Origin of the sequence: Paenibacillus sp. FSL R5-0744 (assembly GCF_037972555.1) — a bacterium.
Classification (GTDB): Bacteria; Bacillota; Bacilli; order Paenibacillales; family Paenibacillaceae; genus Paenibacillus_AQ.
On the sequence record NZ_CP150228.1, the window covers coordinates 5,080,598 to 5,104,165 of the forward strand.

At 43.9% G+C, this 23,568-nt stretch carries 17 protein-coding genes; 3 read left to right on the top strand and 14 right to left on the bottom strand.

Annotation, left to right across the window (positions count from 1 at the left end; all coding sequences use genetic code 11):
• Positions 1-39: 39 nt before the first annotated feature.
• From MKY19_RS22510 to MKY19_RS22550, 9 genes are all read right to left on the bottom strand, one after another.
• Positions 40-1,404: an extracellular solute-binding protein gene (locus tag MKY19_RS22510; RefSeq protein ID WP_076284704.1), complete on the bottom strand. Its 1,365-nt coding sequence runs from the start codon at positions 1,402-1,404 to the stop codon at positions 40-42.
• 139 nt (positions 1,405-1,543) lie between these two features.
• Positions 1,544-2,326 (bottom strand): carbohydrate ABC transporter permease, encoded by a 783-nt coding sequence (locus MKY19_RS22515; RefSeq protein WP_042194330.1) that lies wholly within the window; start codon positions 2,324-2,326, stop codon positions 1,544-1,546.
• A 63-nt stretch (positions 2,327-2,389) separates the two neighbouring features.
• Complete coding sequence (locus MKY19_RS22520) at positions 2,390-3,289, bottom strand: sugar ABC transporter permease (RefSeq protein WP_042190714.1); 900 nt, start codon at positions 3,287-3,289, stop codon at positions 2,390-2,392.
• Between the two features lie 293 nt (positions 3,290-3,582).
• Positions 3,583-4,965: an MATE family efflux transporter gene (locus MKY19_RS22525; RefSeq protein WP_339797785.1), complete on the bottom strand. Its 1,383-nt coding sequence runs from the start codon at positions 4,963-4,965 to the stop codon at positions 3,583-3,585.
• 18 nt (positions 4,966-4,983) lie between these two features.
• Positions 4,984-5,415: a MarR family transcriptional regulator gene (locus tag MKY19_RS22530; RefSeq protein ID WP_042190718.1), complete on the bottom strand. Its 432-nt coding sequence runs from the start codon at positions 5,413-5,415 to the stop codon at positions 4,984-4,986.
• Positions 5,416-5,674: 259 nt separating this feature from the next.
• The gene (locus tag MKY19_RS22535) at positions 5,675-8,605 is read right to left on the bottom strand and encodes an insulinase family protein (RefSeq protein WP_339797788.1); all 2,931 of its coding nucleotides are present in this window, start codon (positions 8,603-8,605) and stop codon (positions 5,675-5,677) included.
• Between the two features lie 151 nt (positions 8,606-8,756).
• On the bottom strand, positions 8,757-9,230 hold the full coding sequence (locus tag MKY19_RS22540) for a hypothetical protein (RefSeq protein ID WP_339797790.1): 474 nt from the start codon (positions 9,228-9,230) through the stop codon (positions 8,757-8,759).
• Positions 9,227-10,489: a DNA polymerase IV gene (locus MKY19_RS22545; protein WP_339797793.1), complete on the bottom strand. Its 1,263-nt coding sequence runs from the start codon at positions 10,487-10,489 to the stop codon at positions 9,227-9,229. Before MKY19_RS22545 ends, MKY19_RS22540 begins: the two co-directional genes overlap by 4 nt.
• Positions 10,482-10,679 (bottom strand): hypothetical protein, encoded by a 198-nt coding sequence (locus MKY19_RS22550; RefSeq protein ID WP_339797796.1) that lies wholly within the window; start codon positions 10,677-10,679, stop codon positions 10,482-10,484. The genes MKY19_RS22545 and MKY19_RS22550 overlap by 8 nt, the downstream gene beginning before the upstream one ends.
• Before the next feature lie 319 nt (positions 10,680-10,998).
• Here MKY19_RS22550 and MKY19_RS22555 point away from each other — a divergent pair, with 319 nt between their 5' ends.
• Complete coding sequence (locus MKY19_RS22555) at positions 10,999-11,877, top strand: AraC family transcriptional regulator (protein WP_339797799.1); 879 nt, start codon at positions 10,999-11,001, stop codon at positions 11,875-11,877.
• A gap of 44 nt (positions 11,878-11,921) precedes the next feature.
• On the opposite strand, the gene MKY19_RS22560 is transcribed toward MKY19_RS22555, so the two are convergent.
• Positions 11,922-14,105: an alpha-galactosidase gene (locus MKY19_RS22560; RefSeq protein ID WP_339797801.1), complete on the bottom strand. Its 2,184-nt coding sequence runs from the start codon at positions 14,103-14,105 to the stop codon at positions 11,922-11,924.
• A 267-nt stretch (positions 14,106-14,372) separates the two neighbouring features.
• Positions 14,373-16,838 (bottom strand): glycoside hydrolase family 2 protein, encoded by a 2,466-nt coding sequence (locus MKY19_RS22565; RefSeq protein WP_339797803.1) that lies wholly within the window; start codon positions 16,836-16,838, stop codon positions 14,373-14,375.
• A gap of 131 nt (positions 16,839-16,969) precedes the next feature.
• Here MKY19_RS22565 and MKY19_RS22570 point away from each other — a divergent pair, with 131 nt between their 5' ends.
• Positions 16,970-17,821: a helix-turn-helix domain-containing protein gene (locus tag MKY19_RS22570; RefSeq protein WP_042190736.1), complete on the top strand. Its 852-nt coding sequence runs from the start codon at positions 16,970-16,972 to the stop codon at positions 17,819-17,821.
• A 68-nt stretch (positions 17,822-17,889) separates the two neighbouring features.
• On the opposite strand, the gene MKY19_RS22575 is transcribed toward MKY19_RS22570, so the two are convergent.
• The 3 genes from MKY19_RS22575 to MKY19_RS22585 form a co-directional block, all read right to left on the bottom strand.
• On the bottom strand, positions 17,890-19,503 hold the full coding sequence (locus MKY19_RS22575) for an extracellular solute-binding protein (protein WP_339804458.1): 1,614 nt from the start codon (positions 19,501-19,503) through the stop codon (positions 17,890-17,892).
• 137 nt (positions 19,504-19,640) lie between these two features.
• The gene (locus tag MKY19_RS22580) at positions 19,641-20,531 is read right to left on the bottom strand and encodes a carbohydrate ABC transporter permease (protein WP_042190738.1); all 891 of its coding nucleotides are present in this window, start codon (positions 20,529-20,531) and stop codon (positions 19,641-19,643) included.
• A gap of 27 nt (positions 20,532-20,558) precedes the next feature.
• The gene (locus MKY19_RS22585) at positions 20,559-21,515 is read right to left on the bottom strand and encodes an ABC transporter permease subunit (RefSeq protein ID WP_042190740.1); all 957 of its coding nucleotides are present in this window, start codon (positions 21,513-21,515) and stop codon (positions 20,559-20,561) included.
• Between the two features lie 227 nt (positions 21,516-21,742).
• Here MKY19_RS22585 and MKY19_RS22590 point away from each other — a divergent pair, with 227 nt between their 5' ends.
• Complete coding sequence (locus MKY19_RS22590; RefSeq protein ID WP_076300759.1) at positions 21,743-23,497, top strand: sensor histidine kinase; 1,755 nt, start codon at positions 21,743-21,745, stop codon at positions 23,495-23,497.
• The last annotated feature ends 71 nt before the right edge of the window (positions 23,498-23,568 follow it).

A 23,568-nucleotide genomic window follows, 5' to 3' on the forward strand; every position in this document is an offset into this window, starting at 1 on the left:
TTATAAGCCCCCTTGGGGAAGCGTACAATCAGTCTCCGCCTACTTTCCGCTGTTGTTCTGAACGACTTCCGAAATTTTCTTATCGATATTGGTAACGGTGACATCCAGATCCTGTTGGCCAAGGAGATACATTTCCGCTTCTGGAATAACGTTGTTCTTAGCTTCATCCGCATATTTAGCCGGAACTTGCGTCGCACCAGGTGCCGAATTCTCCATCGTATATTTCAGGGAATCAACATCAATCATAGATGGATCCTTAGAACCACTCACAATCGTATCCACCAATTTGTTCGTATCCGATTTCGCCCAGCCAGAGAAGACACGTCCGCCAATTTCCAGTCCTTCTGAGGTATACCAGCGTACAAAGGTGTAAGCAGCTTCCTTATGCTTGGATTTAGCAGCGATCCCCATATAGGTTGGCTGAACAGGTGAGTAATGTTTGCTCTCACTATCCAGTCGAGGGATCGGCGCAAACGCGGTAACGAAGGTTGCTGGAATGGCATCCGTACCACCCGATTCCGCAACCATCCAGTCACCCATCGGAAGCATCGCTGCTAAACCATTAAAATACTGATTCCGGTAGGCAAGCTTCTGCGAAATAATATCCTCGTAAGGAGTAGCACTCTTATCTTCGTACATCATTTTCTTCATCATCTGCAGATTAGCCTTAAATTGCGGGTCCAGGGCATTGGAGGTTCCGTCAGATTTTAGAAAAGTATTATCCTCAGGTTTACTCATCAGCTGGAGTTGGAAATAATCTGGCCAATTGTGCAGATAGGCGCCAAAACGCTTCGTTGCGCCCTCACCCTTGGTCAATTTCTTGGCATACTCTTCGAAATCCGCCCAAGTCCAGTCGGTCGGAACCGGCAGACCAGCCTCATCTAGCATTTCTTTGTTAAGAAGCACGAACCAGCGCTGCATAGATGACGGTAACGCATAGACTTTGCCATTGACCGTAGTGTCCACTAGATATTCATCGGAGAGCTTATACCCTTCTTTCTGAATATATTCGTCCATCGGCGCTAACACACCGATATCTGCTCGCTGCGAATAGTTGGTATACGGCAGTTCGACAATATCCAGCGGGTCACTTGCAGCGGCCATCAAATCCAGTTTCTGCATAGAGGCTACTGAATCGCCTTTTTCATTCAGTAGATCCACTTCTACATGAATGTCGGGATGCGCCTTCTCAAACTCTGCGATAATCGTACTCCACTTCGCTTTAGCTTCCGTCTGCCAGGTACTCAGCTTCAGCGTAACCTTCTCTGCTGCAGGCTCCTTATTTCCACCAGCATCAGGCGCATCTGTTGCTCCTGCATTATTTGTTTTCGCATTTCCACCGCAAGCGGCCAATGACAACGCCATAGATGTGATCATAAGCACGGATAATAATTTCTTTTTCATATAGACCCTCCTATAAATGTGTTGGGTATACCTCGCTTTACAGCCAAAGCTATGTAACTGCTTACAAGAACATCCTAACATGCAGGATAGACGAGGAAAGTTCTCATATTCTACCGAAGAGAAACTATTTTGACTTTTATTATCCTTTCACGCCTCCGAGGGCAATTCCCTCAATAACCTGCTTCTGACCGAGAGCAAAAATAATCAGCAGTGGCAGAATTGCAGATACCGCACCAGCCATCATGAGGGAATAAACATCCCCGTATTGGTCCCCAAACAACCGAATACCTAACTGAATAGTAAACAGCTCTTTAGATTTCAAAAAAATGAGTGGATACTGATAGTCGTTCCAGGTCCAGATAAAACGCAGAATAGCATAAGTAGCTACAGCGGGACGGATCAGCGGAAATGCAATTTGTAGAAAAGAACGAAAATGACCTGCTCCATCCATCCGCGCCGATTCAAGATACTCGTTGTTTACCCCCATAAAAAATTGCTTGAGCATAAACGCACCGATAATACTAAAGCTGTTAATTAAGATCAATCCTAAATGCGTATCAATCAGATTTAGCCAGTTAAATAGTAGAAACTGTGGAACCAGCGAAGCCTGCGGAGGAACCATGTAAAGGGCCAATACAACTACAAACATCGCATCTCTACCCGGAAAACGCAGCTTGGAGAACCCATAAGCAGCCAGTGCGCATATCAGCACATTAATTATAGTCGTTGCCAGCGTAATATAAATGGAATTTCCGTAATAACGAGCGAAATCACCTGACCAAACTTGTTTATAATTCTCAATGAGGTTCCACTGCTGCGGCAGCCATTGTATCGGAAAATCAAACACATCTTTCTCCAGTTTAAAGGAAGTGGATAACATCCATAGAAACGGTAAAAGAAATGCGATACCTAGCAGTCCCATTGCGATTGTCCAGAAGGTTCTGGATAGAAGCTCTTTTCTCACTGTAATTTCTCCTTTCTGCCTTTAATAATTGACCCATTTTTTTTGCGCTAACATCTGCAGGGCTGTAATGATCAGGCAGATGAGGAACAGGACAAGTGCCATGCTAGAGGCATAACCAGTCTTCAATTGATTGAAGGCGGTGTCATATAGCTCATAGACGATGACGGTCGTGGAGTTGGCCGGTCCACCCTGTGTCAGCACTTGGATCAGATCGAAGATTTTAAATGAACCAATGACCCCTGTAACCAGCAGGAAAAAGGTAGTTGGCGAAATGCAGGGAACCGTGATATTGCGGAATTTCCGCCAGCTATTGGCCCCATCAATATCAGCCGCTTCATAAAGGTCCTTCGGAATACTCTGTAACCCAGCGATAAAAATAATAATGTTGTACCCGAGCTGAATCCAAATCTGGATCAACATAAGCGACGGCAAAGCATAATGGATATCAGCTAACCATTTTGGCGGATTACTCCACCCCAGTGACATCAGGAATTGATTGACAGGTCCTAGTGAGGGATGAAACATTACCTGCCAAACCATAGCGATGGCAACTACACTGGAGATGTAGGGAAGGAAGTAAATCACTTTAAACAAGTCCTTCAGGAACACCTGTTTATCAATCAGGATCGCTAACAGCAGAGCAACGATGATCGTAACCGGTACTGTGATAATAAAGAGCAGATTGTTCAGCAAGCTTTTCATAAAAGCATCATCATGAAACAGCCTTATGAAATTATCCACGCCCGCGAACTTAATCCCCCCTAACCCAGCTACAAAGTTCCAGTTCGTGAAGCTTAACAGCAGTGAGCCCAGCACTGGGATCAAGGTCAAGATGATCAGCCCCAACATCAGTGGAGCGACGAATAAATACCCAGCGATTGCTTCGCGCGTATCCATTTTAAGATGAAATTTTCGTATCATAGTTCTCCTCCTTTACTTATCCATAATTGTAGAAAAAGTAAGCCGTAATCATAAGAACTAGAATTGTTCATTTTGGAACTAATTTTACCGATCCTTTAGTTGCGAAGTTTTCTAGACAACCAAGTATAAACGCCTTTGGCGTCCTTATAAGGACGCCAAAGGCGTTTATGCGAGAAATATAAGACATAAAGTATATTGTAAAACTTATACTTTCTTATATTTGCAAAAAAAGCGCGAGCCAAGCTCCCGCCATCCACTACATTTCTATTTTTCCACGTAAAGTAAAGATCGTTTTACACGGACGCAACCTCTACAACACCTTTTCCATCCCCACCCGTGCTTTTCAGCTTCTTACTAAAAATCATAAACAAGATGACGCCCATTAAGCTCGTTATAACTTCTGTTATGGTCATTGACCAGATCACGCCATGAAGTCCAAAAACAGAATGTAACACGATAATCATAGGGATAAACAATACGCCTTGTGTGATGGCCATAATGTTAGTTGGTATCCCCTGTCCGGTCGCTTGAAAAATACTCATAAACAAACCTGTAAATCCATTAAATAAAGCGGAAATCAGCATGGCTACCAAAATATAAGTTCCCATACTTAACACTGAAGGGTCATTAGAGAAGAAGTGCAGGATCGTTCCTCTAAACAGAAACACTAGACCTACAAAGACAAAAGCAATACCTCCGATATAGGCAAAAGCATGTTTAATCGTTGATTTAAGTCTCGCCATATTTTGACTAGCAAAGTTAAACGCAAATAGCGGAATCAAACCTAAGAATAAGCCCATTGATAAGAACTCCGGAACTTGCACAATTCTTAAGGCCACACCAAATCCGGCAACCACATTTTCTCCATATTGAATCGCGAAGTTATTTAACAAAAGCGTGCTCACAATCACAAAACTGAATTGTAATAACTCAGATACACCTATTTTGTATACTTCTAATTGATCTCGAACAGATATCTTGAAATGCTTCAAAAATCCCCTTAAATGCTCACTTTTCGTTTCTAAAAAATAGACATAATAAATCGCGGAACCCACATTCGCTAAAACCATCGCCAACGCAGCACCTGCCACATGCCATTTCAGCACAAGAATAAAGAGTGGATCAAAAATTAAACTTAAAGCCGTACTAATAAAGATACCGTACATCGATTCTTTGGAGGCACCTTCGGAACGGACTAGCTGTTCCAAGGCAAAATTAAGCACAATGGCAAATCCACCGGCAAAAAGGGTCAAAGCATAAGCCTTAGTAAAGTCTAGAGTAGCAGCATCTGCGCCTAGTAATCGCGTAATTGGATCAATCGCTAACATCGCTATTAGAGCAATAAGAATACCCACTATAATGCTTCCATAAAAAGTGTATCCGGCAACCTTCTTTCCCTTCTCCGTATCCTTTTGCCCCGCGAGCCTTGTAATAAATGTTCCGCCACCTACGCCAAGCATATTCCCAAAGGCCATTAAGACTGTGAAAATGGGTAGACCCAGCGTAATGGCAGTCAGCATACTAGTATTGTGAAGTAAGCCAATGAAATAAGCATTGATTACATTATAGATGGTACCAACAGACATCCCGATCATCATAGGAATGGATAAATGAGCAATTGCCTTCTTGATCGGCGCCGTTTCTAAATAATATTGATTGGAGACTTCTGTTTCCATGATTAACCCTCCGAACGTTTATAGACTTGAATTAACTTTTTGCAGTAAAGACTTTAAGTTTGCTGTTTCTTCCGGACTGAGTGCTTTTGTAATGCTTGCTTCTACCCCTGAGAAAATCTCATTGAACTCCTCGACCAAAAGAGCGCCCTTTTCCAAAACAAAAATGCTCTTCTGCCGTTCATCATTTTCAGGTGTGACACGCTTGATATAGCCTTTCTTTTCTAACCCTTGAAGCATGCTGGTGATACTCGCCCCTTTTCTATTAAAGACTTCCGCCAAATCCTTTTGAATCACACCTTTTTCTTGATGCTCAAAAATATAACCGATCATGCGTCCTTGCTGTGAATTCAGCCCTAGCTCATTCAGCCTGGCGTCAGCTGTACTTTTTAGTTTCATCCCGATCTCTCGAATCAAATTAGAAAATGGTGTATTTTCAACGGGTTTGCTCATTATTATTTCCTCCGCATTCGTATTAGTTAGAACTCTAAGTAACATCATTATCATAATAGTTAGAACTCTAACTGTCAATATTCTAACTAAATAAACTGGTTTTATTCTTCCTTTAAGGTAAGTACATTGACGGCGGTGAATGTTTGGACTTCCGGCCACTGTTCCCTTGTAGAATGTTTTTTTAGTTCACCTTATTAAAAAACGCCCCTCTCCAGCACATGCCCGTAGACATGTACTGAAAAGGAGCGATTAGAGAAACTTACTTCACAAGTTCTTCCAGCTTTCCGAATAAAGCGGTTTTCGATTTCAGCTTTGAAGCATTGCCGACCACCGTGAAATAGTTCTGTTCCGTCACAGCCTTAAGTAAATCGGTGTACTGTCTGATATCTTCTGGTGTTGTCGACAAGATTTCATCCCGCTCTCGCTGCAGTTCGGCCTCCGTCACCTGTTCAAAATAATGTCGGTCCGCCCGCCGTCCCTGTGCGCTGGGACTAAGAGGCTGATCCAGCATAGATAAGGTACCGATGATCGCTTTGGTCATCTCATCGGGATCTGCTTCATACCCCTCAACAAATCGATAAGCCTGATCATAAACCTCCAGCGTCTCCTGCAAATTCGGATCACGGTAGGAGGTGAACATCATTATCCCATCTCTGCGCAGAACCAGGTTCCCGCCATACGCACCGCCCTTCACACGTACGGCATTCCACAGATAGGTAAGGCTCATGATTTTCTTGAGCACCTGCATTTTGCCTGAATATGTGAATCCTAGCTTAGTGAAGTCGTATCCTTTGACCACATATTGCACCTGGCTGGAAGACATGAATCCTTCATTGTCCGCATGTCCCTGTGCCGTAATCTTAGGCTTATTTACTACTGGCCGATCCTGGATACCCAGCTTCGCTGCATTAGCTATGAATTCTTCATACAAATCAGGCGTACCAGTTACGCTGATGATCAAATTGTTTTTATTGAACAAATCCCCACAGATGTCCTTCAGTGTGTCTGCCACCTGAGCTCCCTGCTGATCGAACGTCTCGGCAAGCTCACGGATAAAGCGATAATAAGTAACGCCGCCCTGTTGTTCCTGATACGCTCCCATGTCCGAGAAATAGGACATCAGACGGCTGGCCGCAATCTCATTCCCTCTTTGATTCAGAATCGATTCCATCTGCGAGGCTTCCCGGCGGACGATTTCCTGCAGCTTGGTCAGATTGTCGAGCGCACTTGTGTAGAGTATCTCTCGCAGCAGGTCCAGTGATTCACCAATATGCCCCGCCATCACCTTCACCAGCGCAGAGAATTTAGGCTGATAGCTCGCCCCCGTAGCTTTTGCAGCGCCATAGAGCTCATTCCTGAAATATATGCCCCCGGTTTTGATCCCGATTTCACTGGTGAGCTCTTCGATGCTGTAGGACGCAGTCTCCATTTGGCCCAATACCTCTGCCAATAGCACCAAATAAGGAATCTTTTCAGGGGCTATAACACCCGTATCCCAATAAAGCTTGCAGTAGGTAATCTTATGGGTAGCTACCTCATGGTGGATCACTTTTATTCCCTCATGGATTTGTTCATGGGTCGGCACCTGAGGTTCTACGCTGCGGTTAATATCCTGTAAAGACAAGCTCGGTAGCTTCTGTAAATCTTCGGCTGCATCCGCACGACTCTGCCGCGCCAGAAGATGCTGTGTACTCTGAACAAGCTGCTCCAACTGATCTGGTTGCAGTGACGCTTTGTATTCACTCAATTGATGCTGAGTGGATGCTTCCTTTTCCGCTGCGATCGTCTTGGACGGGTTCAGTACCACTACACTGCAATGATCACTGTTCAGCAAATAGTCCTCAATCAGCTTCTCAAAATAACGGTCCGCAAGCTTTTCCCGAATGGCCGTGAGCACCTCTTCATAGCGCATGTGAGTAGTCGGCTGACCGTCATAGAGCCAGGACTTCATCACTTCGATATTGTAAGTAAGACCCTTCGGATACTGATTAAAGTCCGCTTCCCGCAGTTCAAATTCCTTACTGTTGACCGCTGCCAGCACCAGCTTCTCATCTAGTCCGTCCTGAACCAAACGCTTTAAGGTAGTCTTCACCAGATCCACAAAGGCATCTTTGGAGGAGGCATTGGAATGCGTCAGCGTAATACCAAGCAGCGGTTGAACCATACTGTCGGAATAAAAAGCAAACGCGTCTTTGCCAAGTCCGCTTTCGAGCAAGGCTTGCTTGAGCGGAGCTGCGTTGCTGTCCATCAGCATGCTTTTTAAAATATCAAAAGCAAGGTTCAGTTCCCGATCAGTAGAAGTTCCAATCACATAATTTAGACTCAAATAAGTCTTATCAGTGGCTGCTTCTGCTTCCAGAATCGGATAATCCGCTACCAGCTCCGTCATTCCAATGGGCTGTTGTAGCGCAATGGAAGTATCGAAGCTATTTCGTTCATAAGACCCAAGATATTCCTGGTCTATAAATTGCAGCTTTTCTTCAATATTAACGTCTCCGTAGAGATAAAAATAACTGTTGGACGGATGATAATAGTTGCTGTGCGCCTTGAGAAACTGCTCATAGGTTAGCGCAGGAATTTCCTGTGGATCTCCACCTGAAGAATGACGGTAAATCGTGTCCGGATACAATGACTTTTTGATTCTATCCATCAATACCGTAGTCGGCGAGGAATATGAACCTTTCATCTCGTTGTAAACCACGCCTTTATAGATTAACTCATCTTCGGGATGCTGAAGCTCGTAGTGCCAGCCCTCTTGCTCAAAAATTTCTTGTTGCTTATAAATATTCGGTTGAAAAACACTATCCAGATAAACCTCCACCAAATTAGAGAAGTCCTGATCGTTCCGGCTCGCTACTGGATACATCGTCTTATCCCCAAACGTAAATGCGTTCAGGAACGTCTGCATCGAGCCTTTCAGTAATTCTACAAAAGGTTCCTTGACCGGATATTTCTCTGAACCACATAATACGGAATGCTCCAAAATATGAAAGACCCCCGTACTATCTTCAGGCGGGGTCCTGAAGCTTACACTAAATACCTTGTTGTCATCCTGATTCTGCACGAACAGCAGCCTGGCGCCGCTCTTCAGATGTTCCAGCGTGAATACGTTGGATTCGTTCTCCGGGATAAATTCCTCATTAACAACCTGAAATCCATAATAAGTGTTCCCTGTGATCAAACGGCTCATAGATTTCCCTCCTCTGTTTAGGGATATGATAACTCTACATGAGCTTATCATATCCCTGGGCGATTATTCCATCAGTAGAAGGTCTCCGGGATTAATTTCTGGTTCACACAAAACAAGACCACACCAGTATAATTACTGACAAAGCCTTGTTTTATTTCAAATGATCTTTTAATATTGCTCCGAGTTCAGCTGTGTATTTAGTCAACCTTAAGCTTATCTCTGTACGCATAACATCTCGAGTTAAACCAAAGCGTTCCTGATATCCACGGTAAAAGATTTTGTAATACACCAAGAATTCCTCCTGTTCATCTGCCAGCACCCTGATATTCCGCTGTTTCAGCTCTTTTTGCAGCCGATAAGTATCCTGCATGATCCGGCGTTGAATGGCTTGACCAGCCATCAGATAGGCACGTTTAAGAATGTTGCTGGAGGGCTCGATCTCTTTCAGGCTCTTGCTAACCATAGTATCTATATAAGGAAGCAAAATGAGGTCTCGAACCATCGTACGTTCCTCCATAGTTATCATTTTATCTGGGTTCTCACGCTGCTGTTCCTCGTACTGCTCAACATGCTCGGTCATGATCATTTTCGTTTTCCAGCGTTCATTACCCTCAAGTTTACTCATTTATAGTGACCTCCAATCTGTTCAGCTCTTTCTAGGGCAACACCGGATTCAAGCATAGATGAAGCTCTGATTAGAGCTTTACTGCCATAACGAGCTTTTATTTGATCGATTGCACGTTCTTTGTTGTAAGCCCGAACCCTGTCATCAAAGAGTGTAAGTTGGATGACGCTATCATCTGATAGGTTAGACAAGGAAATCGCTAATCGACCTATGGGAAGGCCTGACCAGTTGTCTGCAAATAATTTTTGCGCAGCAGCAGCTACTTCGTGTGTTAGTGATGTGGGTTCGTGCAATGTCATCTGACGCTCGTAAGCGTTTGAACGCTCTCCGTCCGTCTCTAAAACTGAAATAGATACTACCGATCCCATATAACCATACCGCCGGGCTCGCTGGCATACTTCAATGACGAGCTCAAGCAGCACAACCTCAATATCCGTATGCCTTGTGTATAAATTCCAGCGCAAAGCCTTGCCATGTCCCACTGATTTGATTTGATGACGCATTCCTGTGACCACTGGACTAGGATCTAGCCCGCGTGCAGTTTGCCAATAATATTCCGCTTGAATATCACTTTGCTTACCCATGGTAGTTCGCATTCGTCGCTTAAATTCTGACAGTTCCATTCGCGCAATATCTCCAATTGTGGATATACCCATACGCCAAAAATTCTTGGTCATTCTAGCCGCTACCATAAACATATCCTGCACGGGAAGTTTCCAAAGGGTCGTCTCTAATTGGTCAAAAGAAAGTTCATATATCCCATCCTTCATCTTTTTGGCGTAGTTATCTGTCGCCATCTTTGCCATAACCTTAGTAGATCCAATACCTACCCGTGTCCAGACTCCCGTCGAAAGTAAAACATGGTGCTGAATTTTATGAATCATATCCTGCAGCGATCCTCCGAAATACGCAAGAGATCCTGTGACATCCAGAAACTGCTCATCGATACTGTAGGGTTCTACCAGATCGGTATATGTTCGGTAAATCTCTGATATCAAGAGTGATACTTTAATGTAAGTCCCCATGCGTGGCCTTATTACGATTAGCTCTGGGCATTTTGCTAAAGCTTCACCTACACGCGAAGCCGTTGTTACCCCCTTCGCTTTAGCAAGCGGGCAGGCCGCCAACACAATACCGTTCATTCTTGTCGGATCCCCTACTGCAACAGGTTTATCTCGATATTCAGGATGGGCAGCCTTCTCCACAGAGGCGTAAAATGCCTGGCAGTCAGACAGTAGTATGACACGCTCCTTAGGCATGACGCTTTTCCTGAACGGGTTGCCAAGATAGAATATTCGCTGCCAAGAACATGCGAGGCGTTCCTGTAGTTAGACAGCTTGCTCGTATGCGGCCGTCACGGATACTGTGTATTTCAATTTTTCGCTGGCTGATATTTCTCGATTTGTCCTGGTAAATAATTTCAATTATTTGGCCGATGCTTATTTGCATGCGATCGCCTCCACAAAAATAAGAACACTTGTTTGTATTATATGCGCAATCGGGAATTTTAAGCAACAAAAAAGGTGAGGTAATTTCCCCCACCATACCGGATCTGATTTTTTTAAAGCTAAGAATAATCTAATCCAGACTGAACGAGATCACAGTTCATTAGAGTGCATCCATGTGCTATAAAAAATGAGCATCCAGACCTGCGTAATCAACAGAGATTGAACAGACAACGAAAAAAGTTTACACTTTGATAGAGTAAACAACAGTAGTAAATTATTGATCTGTACTCAAAAGCTTTTTCTAGAAAGGAATTTTGCTAATGTTCCGTTCCTCCTACACCTTTCGTTCGGAAGAAGAAGCTTCCATGCTTCTGTTTGATTCTATTGGTTGGGAACAACTCGATTCACCTGCCTACTCCTTCAACGGCCAGAACCGGACGGAGAGAAGTTGTGTTATTTTTCAGTACACATTATCGGGAGAGGGTAGAATTGAAATAGATGGGGTTGTTCATCGGTTAACGAAGGGCAAAGCTTTTCTAGTGACTGTCCCCAGCATACACAGGTACTATTATCCGGAAGAAGGCACCGAGCCTTGGGAAGTTTTATGGCTCAATCTGCGGGGGCCTTTAGCGATTTCACTTTGGAACCAACTCGCTGCTCATTGCGGTCCAATTGTAGAACTCCCCCAAGAATCGGTTTCGATGGATTTATTGTGGAGTACATTCAAGGACATTCAGGTTCATGAAGAAAGGGATTTGCATCTTTTAACGGGAAAAGTCTTTCAGTGGATCTTGTCCATGGAGAAAACCCTCAAGAAACCAAATTTGTTAACCACCTATATAAAAAATGACAAGCTTCACGCCGCTATTCAATTCATGAAGGATGATCTGCATAATAATAATCTAAGCTTAGACGATGTTGCCGCTCATGTTGGTGTTTCCAAACATCATCTTTGCAGACTGTTTCAAAAAAACATCAATCTTTCACCCTTTGAGTATTTAAAAAGACGGCGGATCGAGTTGGCAGCTTCCAAGCTTAAAACAACAGATTTGAGTATCAACCAGATTGCGACGGAAAGCGGATTTGATAATGCCAGCTACTTCGGAAAGGTTTTCCGGTCCTATTTTGGGGTCAATCCTTCGACTTACCGCGAACAGGATCTGGCGTTCCAAACCAAACATGTATTTTTCGAAAATTGATCCATATAACAAAGGAGCAAGCCAGTGGCTTACTCCTTTTCTTATTAAACCTCTTTGAGTACAAATAATAAGCTTTTGAAATCGCCCTCAAGCTGTGGAAGTGAGAGTCCGAAGTGCATCAGCTCATCCCCTCTGTACACTTCACCGTTAAGCTCAAGTTTGTAGTTCTTAGCTGGGTCGAGTCCTTTCAACCGCAATCTACGGAGAGGTGCATTAGGCTCGGCCAGAACTCTGAAGTACGTGGCAAAGGCTTCTTTTTTATCATCCGAAACAAACATCCACGCAGTCTGATTCCCCTCAAATGGACTAAGCAGTCGATAGAAATCACCGAACTGAATCAGCATTCTCAGTTCCTTGTACTCAGAAACCTGTTTCCGGATATCCTCCCGCTCATCATCAGTTAGCTTGGTCATATCTAGTTCGTAGCCAAAGTTACCAGACATCGCAACATGACCGCGTGTTTCGAGTGGTGTGATACGGTGCACCTGATGGTTAGGAACAGCCGATACGTGAGCACACATAGAGCTTGCAGGATACACCATGCTTGTTCCATATTGGATCTTCAATCTTTCAATCGCGTCCGAATCATCACTGGTCCAGGTCTGTGGCATATAGTACAGCATTCCCGGATCATATCGTCCGCCGCCGCCGGAGCAGCTCTCGAACAAAATATGAGGGAAACGGGTGACGATACGCTCCAGCACATCATAAAGTCCAAGAATATAGCGGTGAGCCGTTTCGCGTTGACGTTCCGCTGGCAGAAGAGCAGATCCAATCTCCGTCATATTCCGGTTCATATCCCATTTCACATAAGTAATCGGAGCCGATGACAGCACGGAGCTAACCGAATCAACGATATAATCACATACATCCTTACGGGATAAATCCAGAACGAGCTGCTGGCGAGCTAACGTTCTTTTGTGACCTGGTACATGAAGACACCAATCTGGATGTTCACGATAAAGATCACTTTCTGGCGATACCATTTCCGGTTCGAACCATAATCCGAATTCCATGCCCATTGCCGTAATATCTTCTCCAAGTTTTCCAAGACCTTCAGGAAGCTTGCGGCGATCCTCTACCCAATCTCCGAGGGAGCTATCATCATTGTCTCGTTTCCCAAACCAGCCGTCATCTAAGACAAACAGTTCAAGGCCAAGATCTTTACCTGCTTGAGCAATTTCTTTGATTTTATCTGCGTTGAAATTAAAATAGGTCGCTTCCCAGTTGTTGATGAGAATAGGGCGCTTCCGATCACGGAATTCACCTCTGCATAACCGGGTCCGGTACAGACGGTGATATGTTCTTGATAATCCGCCAAGGCCTTGGCTGGATCTTACCAGCACTGCTTCAGGAGCCTGGAAGGATTCTCCCGGTTCAAGCAACCATTGAAAATTAAACGGTTGAATGCCGATGCCCACTCTGGAAATACCGTATGGATCCACTTCTGCTTGCGCAAGAAAGCTTCCGCTGTACACAAGGCTGAACCCGTATACTTCACCGTGGTCCTCTGTTGCATCTTTTGCAAGCAAAGCCATAAAAGGATTCTGCGTGGAGCTACTAGCGCCGCGCTTACTGTCAATTCGTTGGATACCAGGCACGAGTGGTCTTTTGTGGATATGACGTTCTCTTGTCCAAGTACCAGATAATTGTAGCATGTCATAATCAGAATCATGGAAGTCAACATTTGCGCTTAACACACGCTTCAGCACCACATTGTCCTTACCTTGATTCTCAATCCGTACAGAACGTGTGATCACATCCTGATTATTAAACACGGTGTAGCTCAATACAGCAATCAGCCCGCTTTTGTCATCTTGAAGAAAAAGTTCCAGTGTCTCTGCTTCTTCTTTACTTTCAACATAAGTGGAAGGCAATCCCTTTAACTCAGGCTTCCCTTTATTGATCTTATAGCTCTTATAAAGGAAATCCGTAACGGTCGTACCATCTACCAAATGAACCTCAAGCGCTGGTTCCCGGAAATCACCATTCCCATAAGACGGAAATTCACTCGGAATAGTGTCGAGGGAGATTCTCTTGTCCTCCATTGTGTAGGTCGGGCTAAAAGAGCAACGTTCCACCAAATTCAGCGGTTGCACTATTCCTTCTAATTTAGGACCCCAATAGACATGCGCTGGAAGCTCACCTCTAACGACTTCAATAACGTAGCTGGACCGCTCAGACTGTAAATGAAACACCTTGCGGCTGTCATCATAATAAATGCTCATAATATCCTCCTACTCTTCTTATCAGATCTTGTTGTAATATAACTGACTTAATTTATCTTGTTGTTTGAAGTCTATTTTAAAGATAATTGGAAGGGGATACAATCTTAATATCTATACCTTAAGTAGTAAAATATTGATCTATAAAAAATTCAATTTCATGTTATTAAGCTTTGCAGACCAATAAATGATTATTAGCGGCTATAGTAAAAAAAATACATAAAAAAAGAGGCCCCAAGATAAGGGCCTACTTCCTGTGAATCTTCCTAATTAAATATCAAATACGGAACGTACAGTAAGCTGTGCACGAAGTTCTTCCACCGTAGCTGGCTTGTCGAGATCTTTTTTAGCGATGATAATGGTCCTAGTTGTACCACCCGACATATCAAAATAGTTGTCGCTGAAGATGGCATCTCTCTCCTTGAAGTCTAGGCCGACAAAACGAGCATACGTCTTAGCCTTCACGGTAATGACAAATTTTTCTTCTTCCTCGGTAAGCATAGCTTCAAGCTCAGGGTCAACGAAGCTAAAATGCTTCGGCTTAACAAACAGGACCGTGCCGCCACTCTTTGTCTCTCCCTCTACCTCAAAAGAATATTCCAGATAAGTCTCACGTTTCTTCCCTTTCGTATCCAGTATGTGGCCGAAATCAAGCTGTTCGAACTCAGCAGTACTTAACGCGGCAATCTCCACTGGCTTTGTGCCTTCCAGCAAGACCTCCGATGTCGTAGTAAGCAGTCTCCAACTCAGTTCACCAATAACTTGTTCTCTGCTTTCGTTAGAGACATGAAGGGAGACCTTCGTTCCTTCGTCATGGGCAGAAACAAGAATCGGCGCGAAGAAATGTTTAGCCGCATAATGCATAGCCTTCCACCGGCCATAATAGTCGATACTGGACCAAGAAGCTACCGGCCAGCAGTCATTCAACTGCCAGTACAATGCACCCATGCAGCGACCTCTATGTCTACGCCAGTGCTCAACGCCGCAACGCATCCCTTCTGCTTGGATCAGCTGTGAGGCATACAATACAGAATCAAAATCTTTCGGATATTTGTAGGTCTCCCCAATATAATAGAGAATTTTCTCATTCCCGGTATTGTTCTTCTGATGGGACTCCATGACATAAGAGAAGATATTGCGATCCTCCGGCAGCGTGAACGACTCGATGGTCTTCAGGCCCGGAAACGACTGTAACCCGAATTCAGACATATAGCGCGGATATAGCTTCCGGTAATCGGTAAACGGTTCCTTCCCATGCCAGACTCCCCAATAATGCATATCTCCGTAATTCTCGTCATTTGGCTTGTCAAAGCTACCTTTGGAGGATGGTGAAGCACGCCAGTAGAAGGTATTCGGATCAATTTCTTTAGCGATTGCCGGTAGAAGCACCTCATATTGCTTAATATAATCTGCCTTAAGCTGCAGTGAGTAATGCTTCTCCCAGTCCCATTCGTCCCAAGCCAGCTCCTGCTCGTTGTTGCCGCACCACAAGCCTAGCGAAGCATGATGGCGAAGACGTTTCATGTTATCGATGGTCTCGTGAGTGATATTCTCCTCGAAGGCTTCCGTCAGAGCATAAATGCCGCAGGCATACAGATGATCCTGCCAGACAATGAGGCCATATTCATCGCAGAGATCATAGAAATAATCATCCGGGTAATACCCGCCACCCCATACGCGAATCGTATTGAAATTGGCAGCGACACAGCTTTGGAGCAAGCGATCCGTGCGATCCCTAGACACGCGAGGTAGAAGATTGTCTTCCAGAATATAGTCGGCACCTGTAGAGAAAATAAGCACACCGTTGACTTCAAAAGCAAACGATTCTCCCCACTGATCTTCTTCCTGCTTCACAGTAATGGTTCTAAGTCCAATCCGAAATTCTCTACGATCTAACTCCTGTGACTTTTCCTCAATTACAACCTCTACGTTATACAGTGGCTGAGCACCGAGATTATTCGGCCACCACAGCTCTGGCTCCATAATTTCCAGTGCAATATGTTGATCCGTCCCAATCATTTCAGACACACGATGCTCAATGCACAGACCCGCTGGTGTGTGAACTTTAACCACAATTTCTCGATCAGCCGCTTGCCAGCTCTCTGTTCTAACTCGAACATCCAGCATGACCTTATCCTTCTCATGGAATTGCGTAATATAAACATCATCAAGGCGAGCACTGTTGTAACCCTGAATAGAGAGACTACGCCAGATTCCTAGATCGGGTAACTTTGGACCCCAGTCCCAGCCGAACATGGAGTGCGCTTTGCGCAGATGCGATATCCCCTCTACCGCATCAGCACATCCACTGAGCGGCAATTCTGCTTGCTTCCGTAGAGTGAATTCTACTGGGGAGCGAAAAATGGCGTGGATAGTATTATCACCAGGCGTCAATACAGCCTTGATATCCACTTCATACGTCCGGTGCATATTGTCACTGTTCAGAATATTAGTTCCATTCAGGGAAAGCTCACAAAGCGTATCGAGCCCTTCACACAGCAGAAATACTCGGTCATGCTCTAGTACGCCTGCTTCCAGCTGAAAACTACGCTTATATTCGTAATCGTAATTGGACAGTTCCAGAACCTCATACTCCTGCTCGCGGTAGAACGGATCTGGCATTTCACCGGCATTCAACAAATCATGGTAGACAGAGCCTGGCACGTTGGCTTCCAGCCATTTCGGTTCATGAAGCCGTTTCATTTCCCATTTTCCGTTTAGATTGACAAGTTGCATATTTTCGCCTCCACAAATGTGCTATTTTGACTTCTTGTATAAAAATTTTAACAATAATATGTATACATTTCTTCTATTGTGTTCGCAAAAATAGTGTGCTATTTTAACATAACTAACACTGGAGGAAAAACATGATCAAATACACTGAGGCAAGCCATATAAACCCCGAATTGCTAGCTGATCCCTTCTGGGTAGAATCTCTGAGTCAGGTATCCCCAGAACATACGCATGATTTTTATGAATTTTTCATACTCACTGAAGGCCGGTGCCGACATATCGTCAACGGGGCTGCCCAGCTTCTTCAATCTGGCTGCCTTGTCTTCATCCGGCCCGATGATACCCATCGCTATGAAGCTGACGGGGATAACGATTGCCGCTTTCTGAACATTCCCTGCCGAAAAAGCCTCATTAATGATGCCTTTAGTTACCTGAATGAAGAAGGATTCCTGCACGGGCTATTACATACTCCGCTCCCTAGAATCGCCATGTTATCTCAAATGGAGATGGATGATTTCATTCGTTCTTTCGAACGCATCCGAATGCTTTCTACCTTAGACAAAGTAAAGTCCAGGATTTATCTGAAAGGAATACTCGTAGATACACTTACCCAGCATTTTTTCTCTCCAGAAACCATCGAGCAGCCAGAATTCCCACTGTGGCTCGAACATGCCGTTTCCAAGATGCATCTAAAAGAAAACTTAAACAAAGGCCTTCATGCCCTGTACGAGTTATCGGGCAGAAGCGCCGGTCATGTCAACCGGGCCTTTCGCCAGTACTTGAACCAGACACCAACAGAATATATCAACCAACTTAAGCTCAACGTGGCACGTAATCTGCTACTTACTACTGAACTACGTGTGGTCGAAATTGCTCTGGAGTCCGGCTTTGACAATGTCAGCCATTTCTATCATCAATTCAAAAAGTACTATCACCAGGCCCCGCTGGATTTCCGCAAGAATGCGCATGCTAATAGACTAGTTTAATTAACATTTGAAAACATAGAAAAAGGCTCCCCCTCTGCCTGAATGCAGAGAGGAAGCCCTTACAATAATTATTTTGAATTCCACAGCTCCATACGCTCTGCGTACTTTTGGTTAATGATTTCTTCTACTTTCTCATCCCCAGCCTTTTTCATTTCCGCAAGCATCTTATCGAATGTCGCGTTGGCTTCGGCTTCAGTAGGAGCAATGATTACTCTCGTAATGCTTTGATCCATAATATCTTTTACCTTCTGTGCAGTCAGTGCTTCAGGTGTTCCGCCATCAGGGCTCAAGTTGTCATATGCCGCTGTATCCCATACGGAATCCCCAAGACTCTTGATTGCCATCTGATCTACTTCACTGCGTTGATATTTAACGGCCATATCGTAAGGCTGTTCATTTGCATCCAGACCATTTTTGATAAACCACAACCATTTGCGGACACCGCTCTTCTTGACTGTGTCGTCCCAGTTTTCCTTGAAGCTATCCAAGAATGCAGGGTCCGGTTGTCTCTTGCCATCCACCATGGTGTATTGAACGCCTTCTTGGCCCCACAGCAGCAAATGCTGTCCTTCATCACTTGCCAAGAAATTGAACAGCTTCATTGTTTCTTCAGGGTGCTTGTTGTTCTTAGTAATAGCGATAGCATCCCATCCAAGTGAGCTTCTTGGTCCAAATGTCGTTTGGGCAGGGTCTACTCCAGGGGCAACAACCTTGTATGGGAAGAGCTGATTATCTTCTCCGCCATCCTTCTTCAAAGTTCCGTTCCCGTTACCTGGATCCCAGTAAGCGCCTGGTGTGGAGAATACTGCGCCAGTAGCCAGCTTTTGAACCCAAGTTTGCGTTTTGCTAATCGCAAATTCCTTCTCAATCAGACCTTCTCTGTATAATTTATTTACGTAGAGCAACATTTCACGATACTTTGGATCCTTAACATCATATTGCAATGTTCCATTGTTATCATAGTAAGTTTTCAGACCCCACATGCCTTTGAATGTTCCAAGGTTGGCGCCCATATTCTCGCCGTTCATGGTCATTGGAATCGATTCTTTTCCATCAATCGTTTTGTTTTTCGCTTTAAAATCCTTCAAAATCGCTTCTAATTCATCTGTTGTAAGCGGTGCTCTGCCATCTGCTTTGTCCGGTGCCAGATCTGCAAGCAGATTTTTTCTCATCAGCATCCCGAAGACTGGATCACTATCTAGTCCATACCAGTTAGCCAAGTAATAGTTCTTTCCATCTTTATAACGAGTCTTGGTCAGTGTGTCGCCATACATTTCCTTGATATCAGGGCCATTCTTCTCAATCAGCTCATCGAGTGGAATAAAGGCACCGCTTGTAATGTATTTATCAAGTGAAGCATCCCCACGGCTCATCACGACCACATCCGGATAGTCACCGCTGGCAAGCATCAAGCTTAGCTTCTCTGTCGGATTTCCTGTTGGCTGCTGAATAGAGATCTCAATGCCAGTCTTTTTAGTGATTTCTTGGGCGATAGCATCAGTAAAAGGCTCTCCCTTAGTATTTGAATCAAACCATGTAAGTGTAATCGGCTCTTGTTTTGTATTGTCTCCAGCCGCTTTGTTTGTATTGTCTGTTCCATCATTAGAGCCACAGCCCGCTAATAGTGAAGCAGATAATGCAGCAGTTATACTTACGCTCAACAATTTGTTTTTCTTTATCATAGACACCCTAATTCCTCCCATTAATTAAGTTACGTCACAAGTCTATCAAGCAACCAAGCAAGTCTGTCCGCTCACCCCCCTTCAGGGCCGCCAGCTGGACAACTCCTCTCCGGCTGGCGTTCGGTTATTTAATCATATTAACTCTTAACAGCTCCCAAAGTCATACCCTTAACAAAATACTTTTGCAGGAACGGATATACTAGAACGATAGGCAATGTTGCAACCATCGTCGCTGCCATCCGGATCGTATCGCTTGAAACAGCATTTCGCTTGGCGGAGTTTGCCAGCATTTGCGATTGCGATACCATACCTCCGGTCTGGAACTGACTCAGTATTTTGACGAGGACCGCTTGCAAGGTCTTCAGGTCTGAGCTGTAAGTAAATGCATAGGAGTCAAACCACGAGTTCCAATGCGATATTGCCTGAAAGAGGCCTACTGTCGCAAGTACTGGTGTTGTTAACGGCAGCACAATCCGGAAGAAAATCATTAAGTCGTTCGCTCCATCTACTTTCGCTGACTCCTCAATCTCACCAGGTAATCCCTCCATAAAGGTACGGACAATAATCATATAGAAGACATTCATCAAGCCTGGCAGAATAAAAACGGAGAAAGTGTCGATCATATTCAGGGCTTTAAGCACCATGTAATAAGGAATCAAACCGCCTCCGAAATACATCGTAAAGACGAAGTAAAGGTTCCAACCCTTGCGTCCCATCAAATTCCGCCGGCTTAGCGGATAAGCAAGCATCGTAATCACAAGAACCGACAGTGGTGCACCAATTACGGTCCGTTTAACCGTTACCCATATCCCATTCATAATTTCGGTATCTTTCAAAATTTGTTTGTAGCTATCAAAGGTGATATCTCTTGGCCAAAAGTAGACGCCGCCACGAACAGTATCCTCAGCAGCATTTAATGAAAGAACGAGAATATTCCAAAAAGGTAAGAAGGTAACTAGCAATACAAGGATAAGAATCAAATATACAAAACACTTAAAGATATGATCTCCGTATCTGTTCAAAAACATCTCAAGCGCTCCTCTCCATTTTGTTATTTAGAACAACGCTTGGTCGTTCACTTTTCTAGAAATTCGATTCACGATTACAACAAGAATGAAGGCAATAACGGATTTGAATACCCCCACGGCAGCCCCGTATGAGAACATGCTGTTTTGTAACCCGTATTTGTATGCATAAATATCGATAACTTCCGAGTACTCAAGTACAGTGTTATTTTGCAATAGATATTGTTGTTCAAAGCCGGCATTCAAAATACCTCCGACTGCAAGAATGGCCAATATCACGATAGTTGGACGTAAAGCAGGGAGCGTAATATTCCACATTTGCTTGAATCGGCTAGCTCCATCTACTCTTGCGGCTTCGTAAAGCTCCGGATTAATAGCGGATATTGCAGCTAGGTACATAATGGCGCTAAAACCCATTTCTTTCCACATATTAGATAAGGCGATAATCCACCAGAATAAGGGTCCGTTTTGTAGAAAAGCTACCGGTTCGTTAACAATCCCGAGCGTTACTAGTAGATTGTTGAACATCCCATCGGAAGCTAGCAGCGTAATTACAATGTTAGCGGCGATAACCCATGAGATAAAATGCGGGAGATAAGAAACCGTCTGTGTAAAGCGTTTGAAAAATCCCTGTTTTGCTTCATTCAGCACAAGCGCGAGTATGATCGGCGCAGGAAACCCGAATAACAAGGTCAAGAGGCTTGTCGCAAGCGTATTACGCATTACACGGTAGAAGTCTCCTGTGGTAAAGAAATATTCAAACCACTTAAAGCCAACAAAGTCAGCATGGAAAAATTGTTGAAAAAATGTTCCTCCACCCGGTTGATAGTTTGTAAATGCCATATACATACCAAACATAGGTCCATAGGAAAATAGCAATGTCGCAATTATGGCAGGGAGCATTAGCAAAAATAACCATTTCTGCTCTTTTAATCTGTACCAAAAATTATTGCCCCTGACTGTTTTGATAGCGCTTGCTTTATGCATCAAATACCCTCCCTTTTTATTTAGTGCAGCATGCCCTGCTACATCTCGATTCAGCTTCTCTCCTATTTATCTTAAGTCCGTATAGAGCTCCTTTCTATACTTCAATCCTCCGAATGATAGCGCTTTTTAAAGGAGTTTCTTAACATTCGAGCATTGGATTTCGATATTCAGTCTGATATGATAAACTTGGCTTTCCGTGAATTCACAGTAAAGAAGGGACTTCTACGATGCGTCATTTTTACAAAAAGTATATTTATATGCCTTTTATCGACCTTAGCTTTCGCTCCAAGCTATTCCTCGTGTTCGTTCTGGTCACCATTCTTCCAATGATGCTTTTTGTCTATTTTTCATTCGAACTTACAAAATCAAAGCTGACCGATCAAATCTACATCAATATGATGAATTCAACGGCCCAGATCAACAAGAACCTGGAGAACAAACTGGACAGCTATGAGCATATTTCCGCTTCTATTTACTTGGATAATAGGCTAGCCACTTACCTCACGAGCGAATATCAAGATGATCCATCTTATCTAGACGTCTATCAATATATTGGCAATCGTATAGACACAGTAATGGCTGCCTATCCCGATTTTGGTAGCGTTTTCATTTATTCCGACAATCCATCACTGCCCAAGGATAATTACTATATCAAGCCGGTTACACCCGAAGTGAAGGAGACAGAGCTGTACAAGCAGCTGATGCAGTCTCACGGGAATATTATTCATCTGTCCTCACCGCAGTCACAAGATAATCCCGCAATGTTTACACTGGCTAGGTTACTGAACAATAATCGCAACCAATATCCCTACGGTATTCTGGTCTTCGAAATATCCGAATCGGTGATCTATTCTTTAATGGAGAAAGAAGCAGGCGGCAAAGATATTTTTATCGTTAATGACAAGGGCCTTATTTTATCAGCCGCCGACAAACAATTATTAAATACAAGTCTGCCGGAAATGCTTGATCAGAACTTTGATGAATTGCCTTCTGGCAGATTTGATACTACATATAAAGGGGAAAAGGCTTTCGCCGTCTATAACACGCTCACAAATGGATGGAAAACCGTCTCTATATTCCCTTATGACAGTATCATTCAGGATGCGAAATCACTGTCAGAGCTCATCATCAAAATCTCTTTAGGCTTTATAGTCGTCGCATTATTGCTGATTTATATTACTGCATCGATGTTTAGCAAGCGTATTCGAATGTTAATCCGAATGATCCGGCGGCTAGAACGTGGTGACTTCAACCCTACGAATGATGAATATTTAGGCAATGATGAGATTGGCCAGCTTCATTTTGCCTTCAAGCAAATGACTACACGCTTAAAGAGTCTAATCACCGAAGTGTATCAGAAGGAGCTACAGAACAAGGAGGCAGAGCTTGACCTGCTTCAGGCCCAGATCAACCCCCATTTTCTGTACAATACACTGGGCTCCATTTCGTCTCTTGCCCTAAAACATCAAGATACTCGCATTCAGGATTTGGTGCTTCATCTCGCCAAGTTTTATCGCATCTCCCTGAATAAAGGAAAGAGCATCTTAACTATTAATGAAGAATTGAAGCTGACGCAAAGCTACAATGCCATTCAGCTGATCCGATTCAAAGGACAACTGAACATCACCTACAATATTGATGAAGCGATCTTACCTTACTCTACAGTCAAGCTAGCCTTGCAGCCTTTTGTAGAAAATGCGGTGCTTCATGCGGTGTGGAATCAGGAAAGCCCGCTAAATATTCATATCAAAGGCATAGTCGAAAATAGTGATATTATTCTATCTGTAATTGATGATGGCATGGGGATGAGTCGTGAGACACTTCACACTTTACTTGACGATAAACCCGGGCGAGGTTATGGGATTTCAAACGTAGATCGACGGATAAAACTGAGGTTTGGTGAGCATTACGGCGTTACAGTGTTTAGTAGGCTCGGAATAGGAACCACTGTGCAAATTCGTTTGCCGCAAAAGGAAATGTAAGGAACGACGCATCTGAATAACCGCAAAGCTTATTGAGAAATCAGAAATATTGATTAACAATTAGGGAAATC

Bases quoted from the DNA above. Each gene is read 5' to 3' on its own strand.
- MKY19_RS22520 (WP_042190714.1), bottom strand. From the start codon at position 3,289: ATGATACGAAAATTTCATCTTAAAATGGATACGCGCGAAGCAATCGCT.
- MKY19_RS22565 (WP_339797803.1), bottom strand. From the start codon at position 16,838: ATGCAACTTGTCAATCTAAACGGAAAATGGGAAATGAAACGGCTTCAT.
- MKY19_RS22530 (WP_042190718.1), bottom strand. From the start codon at position 5,415: ATGAGCAAACCCGTTGAAAATACACCATTTTCTAATTTGATTCGAGAG.
- MKY19_RS22570 (WP_042190736.1), top strand. From the start codon at position 16,970: ATGATCAAATACACTGAGGCAAGCCATATAAACCCCGAATTGCTAGCT.
- MKY19_RS22545 (WP_339797793.1), bottom strand. From the start codon at position 10,489: ATGCCTAAGGAGCGTGTCATACTACTGTCTGACTGCCAGGCATTTTAC.
- MKY19_RS22580 (WP_042190738.1), bottom strand. From the start codon at position 20,531: ATGTTTTTGAACAGATACGGAGATCATATCTTTAAGTGTTTTGTATAT.
- MKY19_RS22585 (WP_042190740.1), bottom strand. From the start codon at position 21,515: ATGCATAAAGCAAGCGCTATCAAAACAGTCAGGGGCAATAATTTTTGG.
- MKY19_RS22535 (WP_339797788.1), bottom strand. From the start codon at position 8,605: ATGAGCCGTTTGATCACAGGGAACACTTATTATGGATTTCAGGTTGTT.
- MKY19_RS22510 (WP_076284704.1), bottom strand. From the start codon at position 1,404: ATGAAAAAGAAATTATTATCCGTGCTTATGATCACATCTATGGCGTTG.
- MKY19_RS22555 (WP_339797799.1), top strand. From the start codon at position 10,999: ATGTTCCGTTCCTCCTACACCTTTCGTTCGGAAGAAGAAGCTTCCATG.
- MKY19_RS22590 (WP_076300759.1), top strand. From the start codon at position 21,743: ATGCGTCATTTTTACAAAAAGTATATTTATATGCCTTTTATCGACCTT.
- MKY19_RS22525 (WP_339797785.1), bottom strand. From the start codon at position 4,965: ATGGAAACAGAAGTCTCCAATCAATATTATTTAGAAACGGCGCCGATC.
- MKY19_RS22560 (WP_339797801.1), bottom strand. From the start codon at position 14,105: ATGAGCATTTATTATGATGACAGCCGCAAGGTGTTTCATTTACAGTCT.
- MKY19_RS22575 (WP_339804458.1), bottom strand. From the start codon at position 19,503: ATGATAAAGAAAAACAAATTGTTGAGCGTAAGTATAACTGCTGCATTA.
- MKY19_RS22550 (WP_339797796.1), bottom strand. From the start codon at position 10,679: ATGCAAATAAGCATCGGCCAAATAATTGAAATTATTTACCAGGACAAA.
- MKY19_RS22515 (WP_042194330.1), bottom strand. From the start codon at position 2,326: ATGGGACTGCTAGGTATCGCATTTCTTTTACCGTTTCTATGGATGTTA.
- MKY19_RS22540 (WP_339797790.1), bottom strand. From the start codon at position 9,230: ATGAGTAAACTTGAGGGTAATGAACGCTGGAAAACGAAAATGATCATG.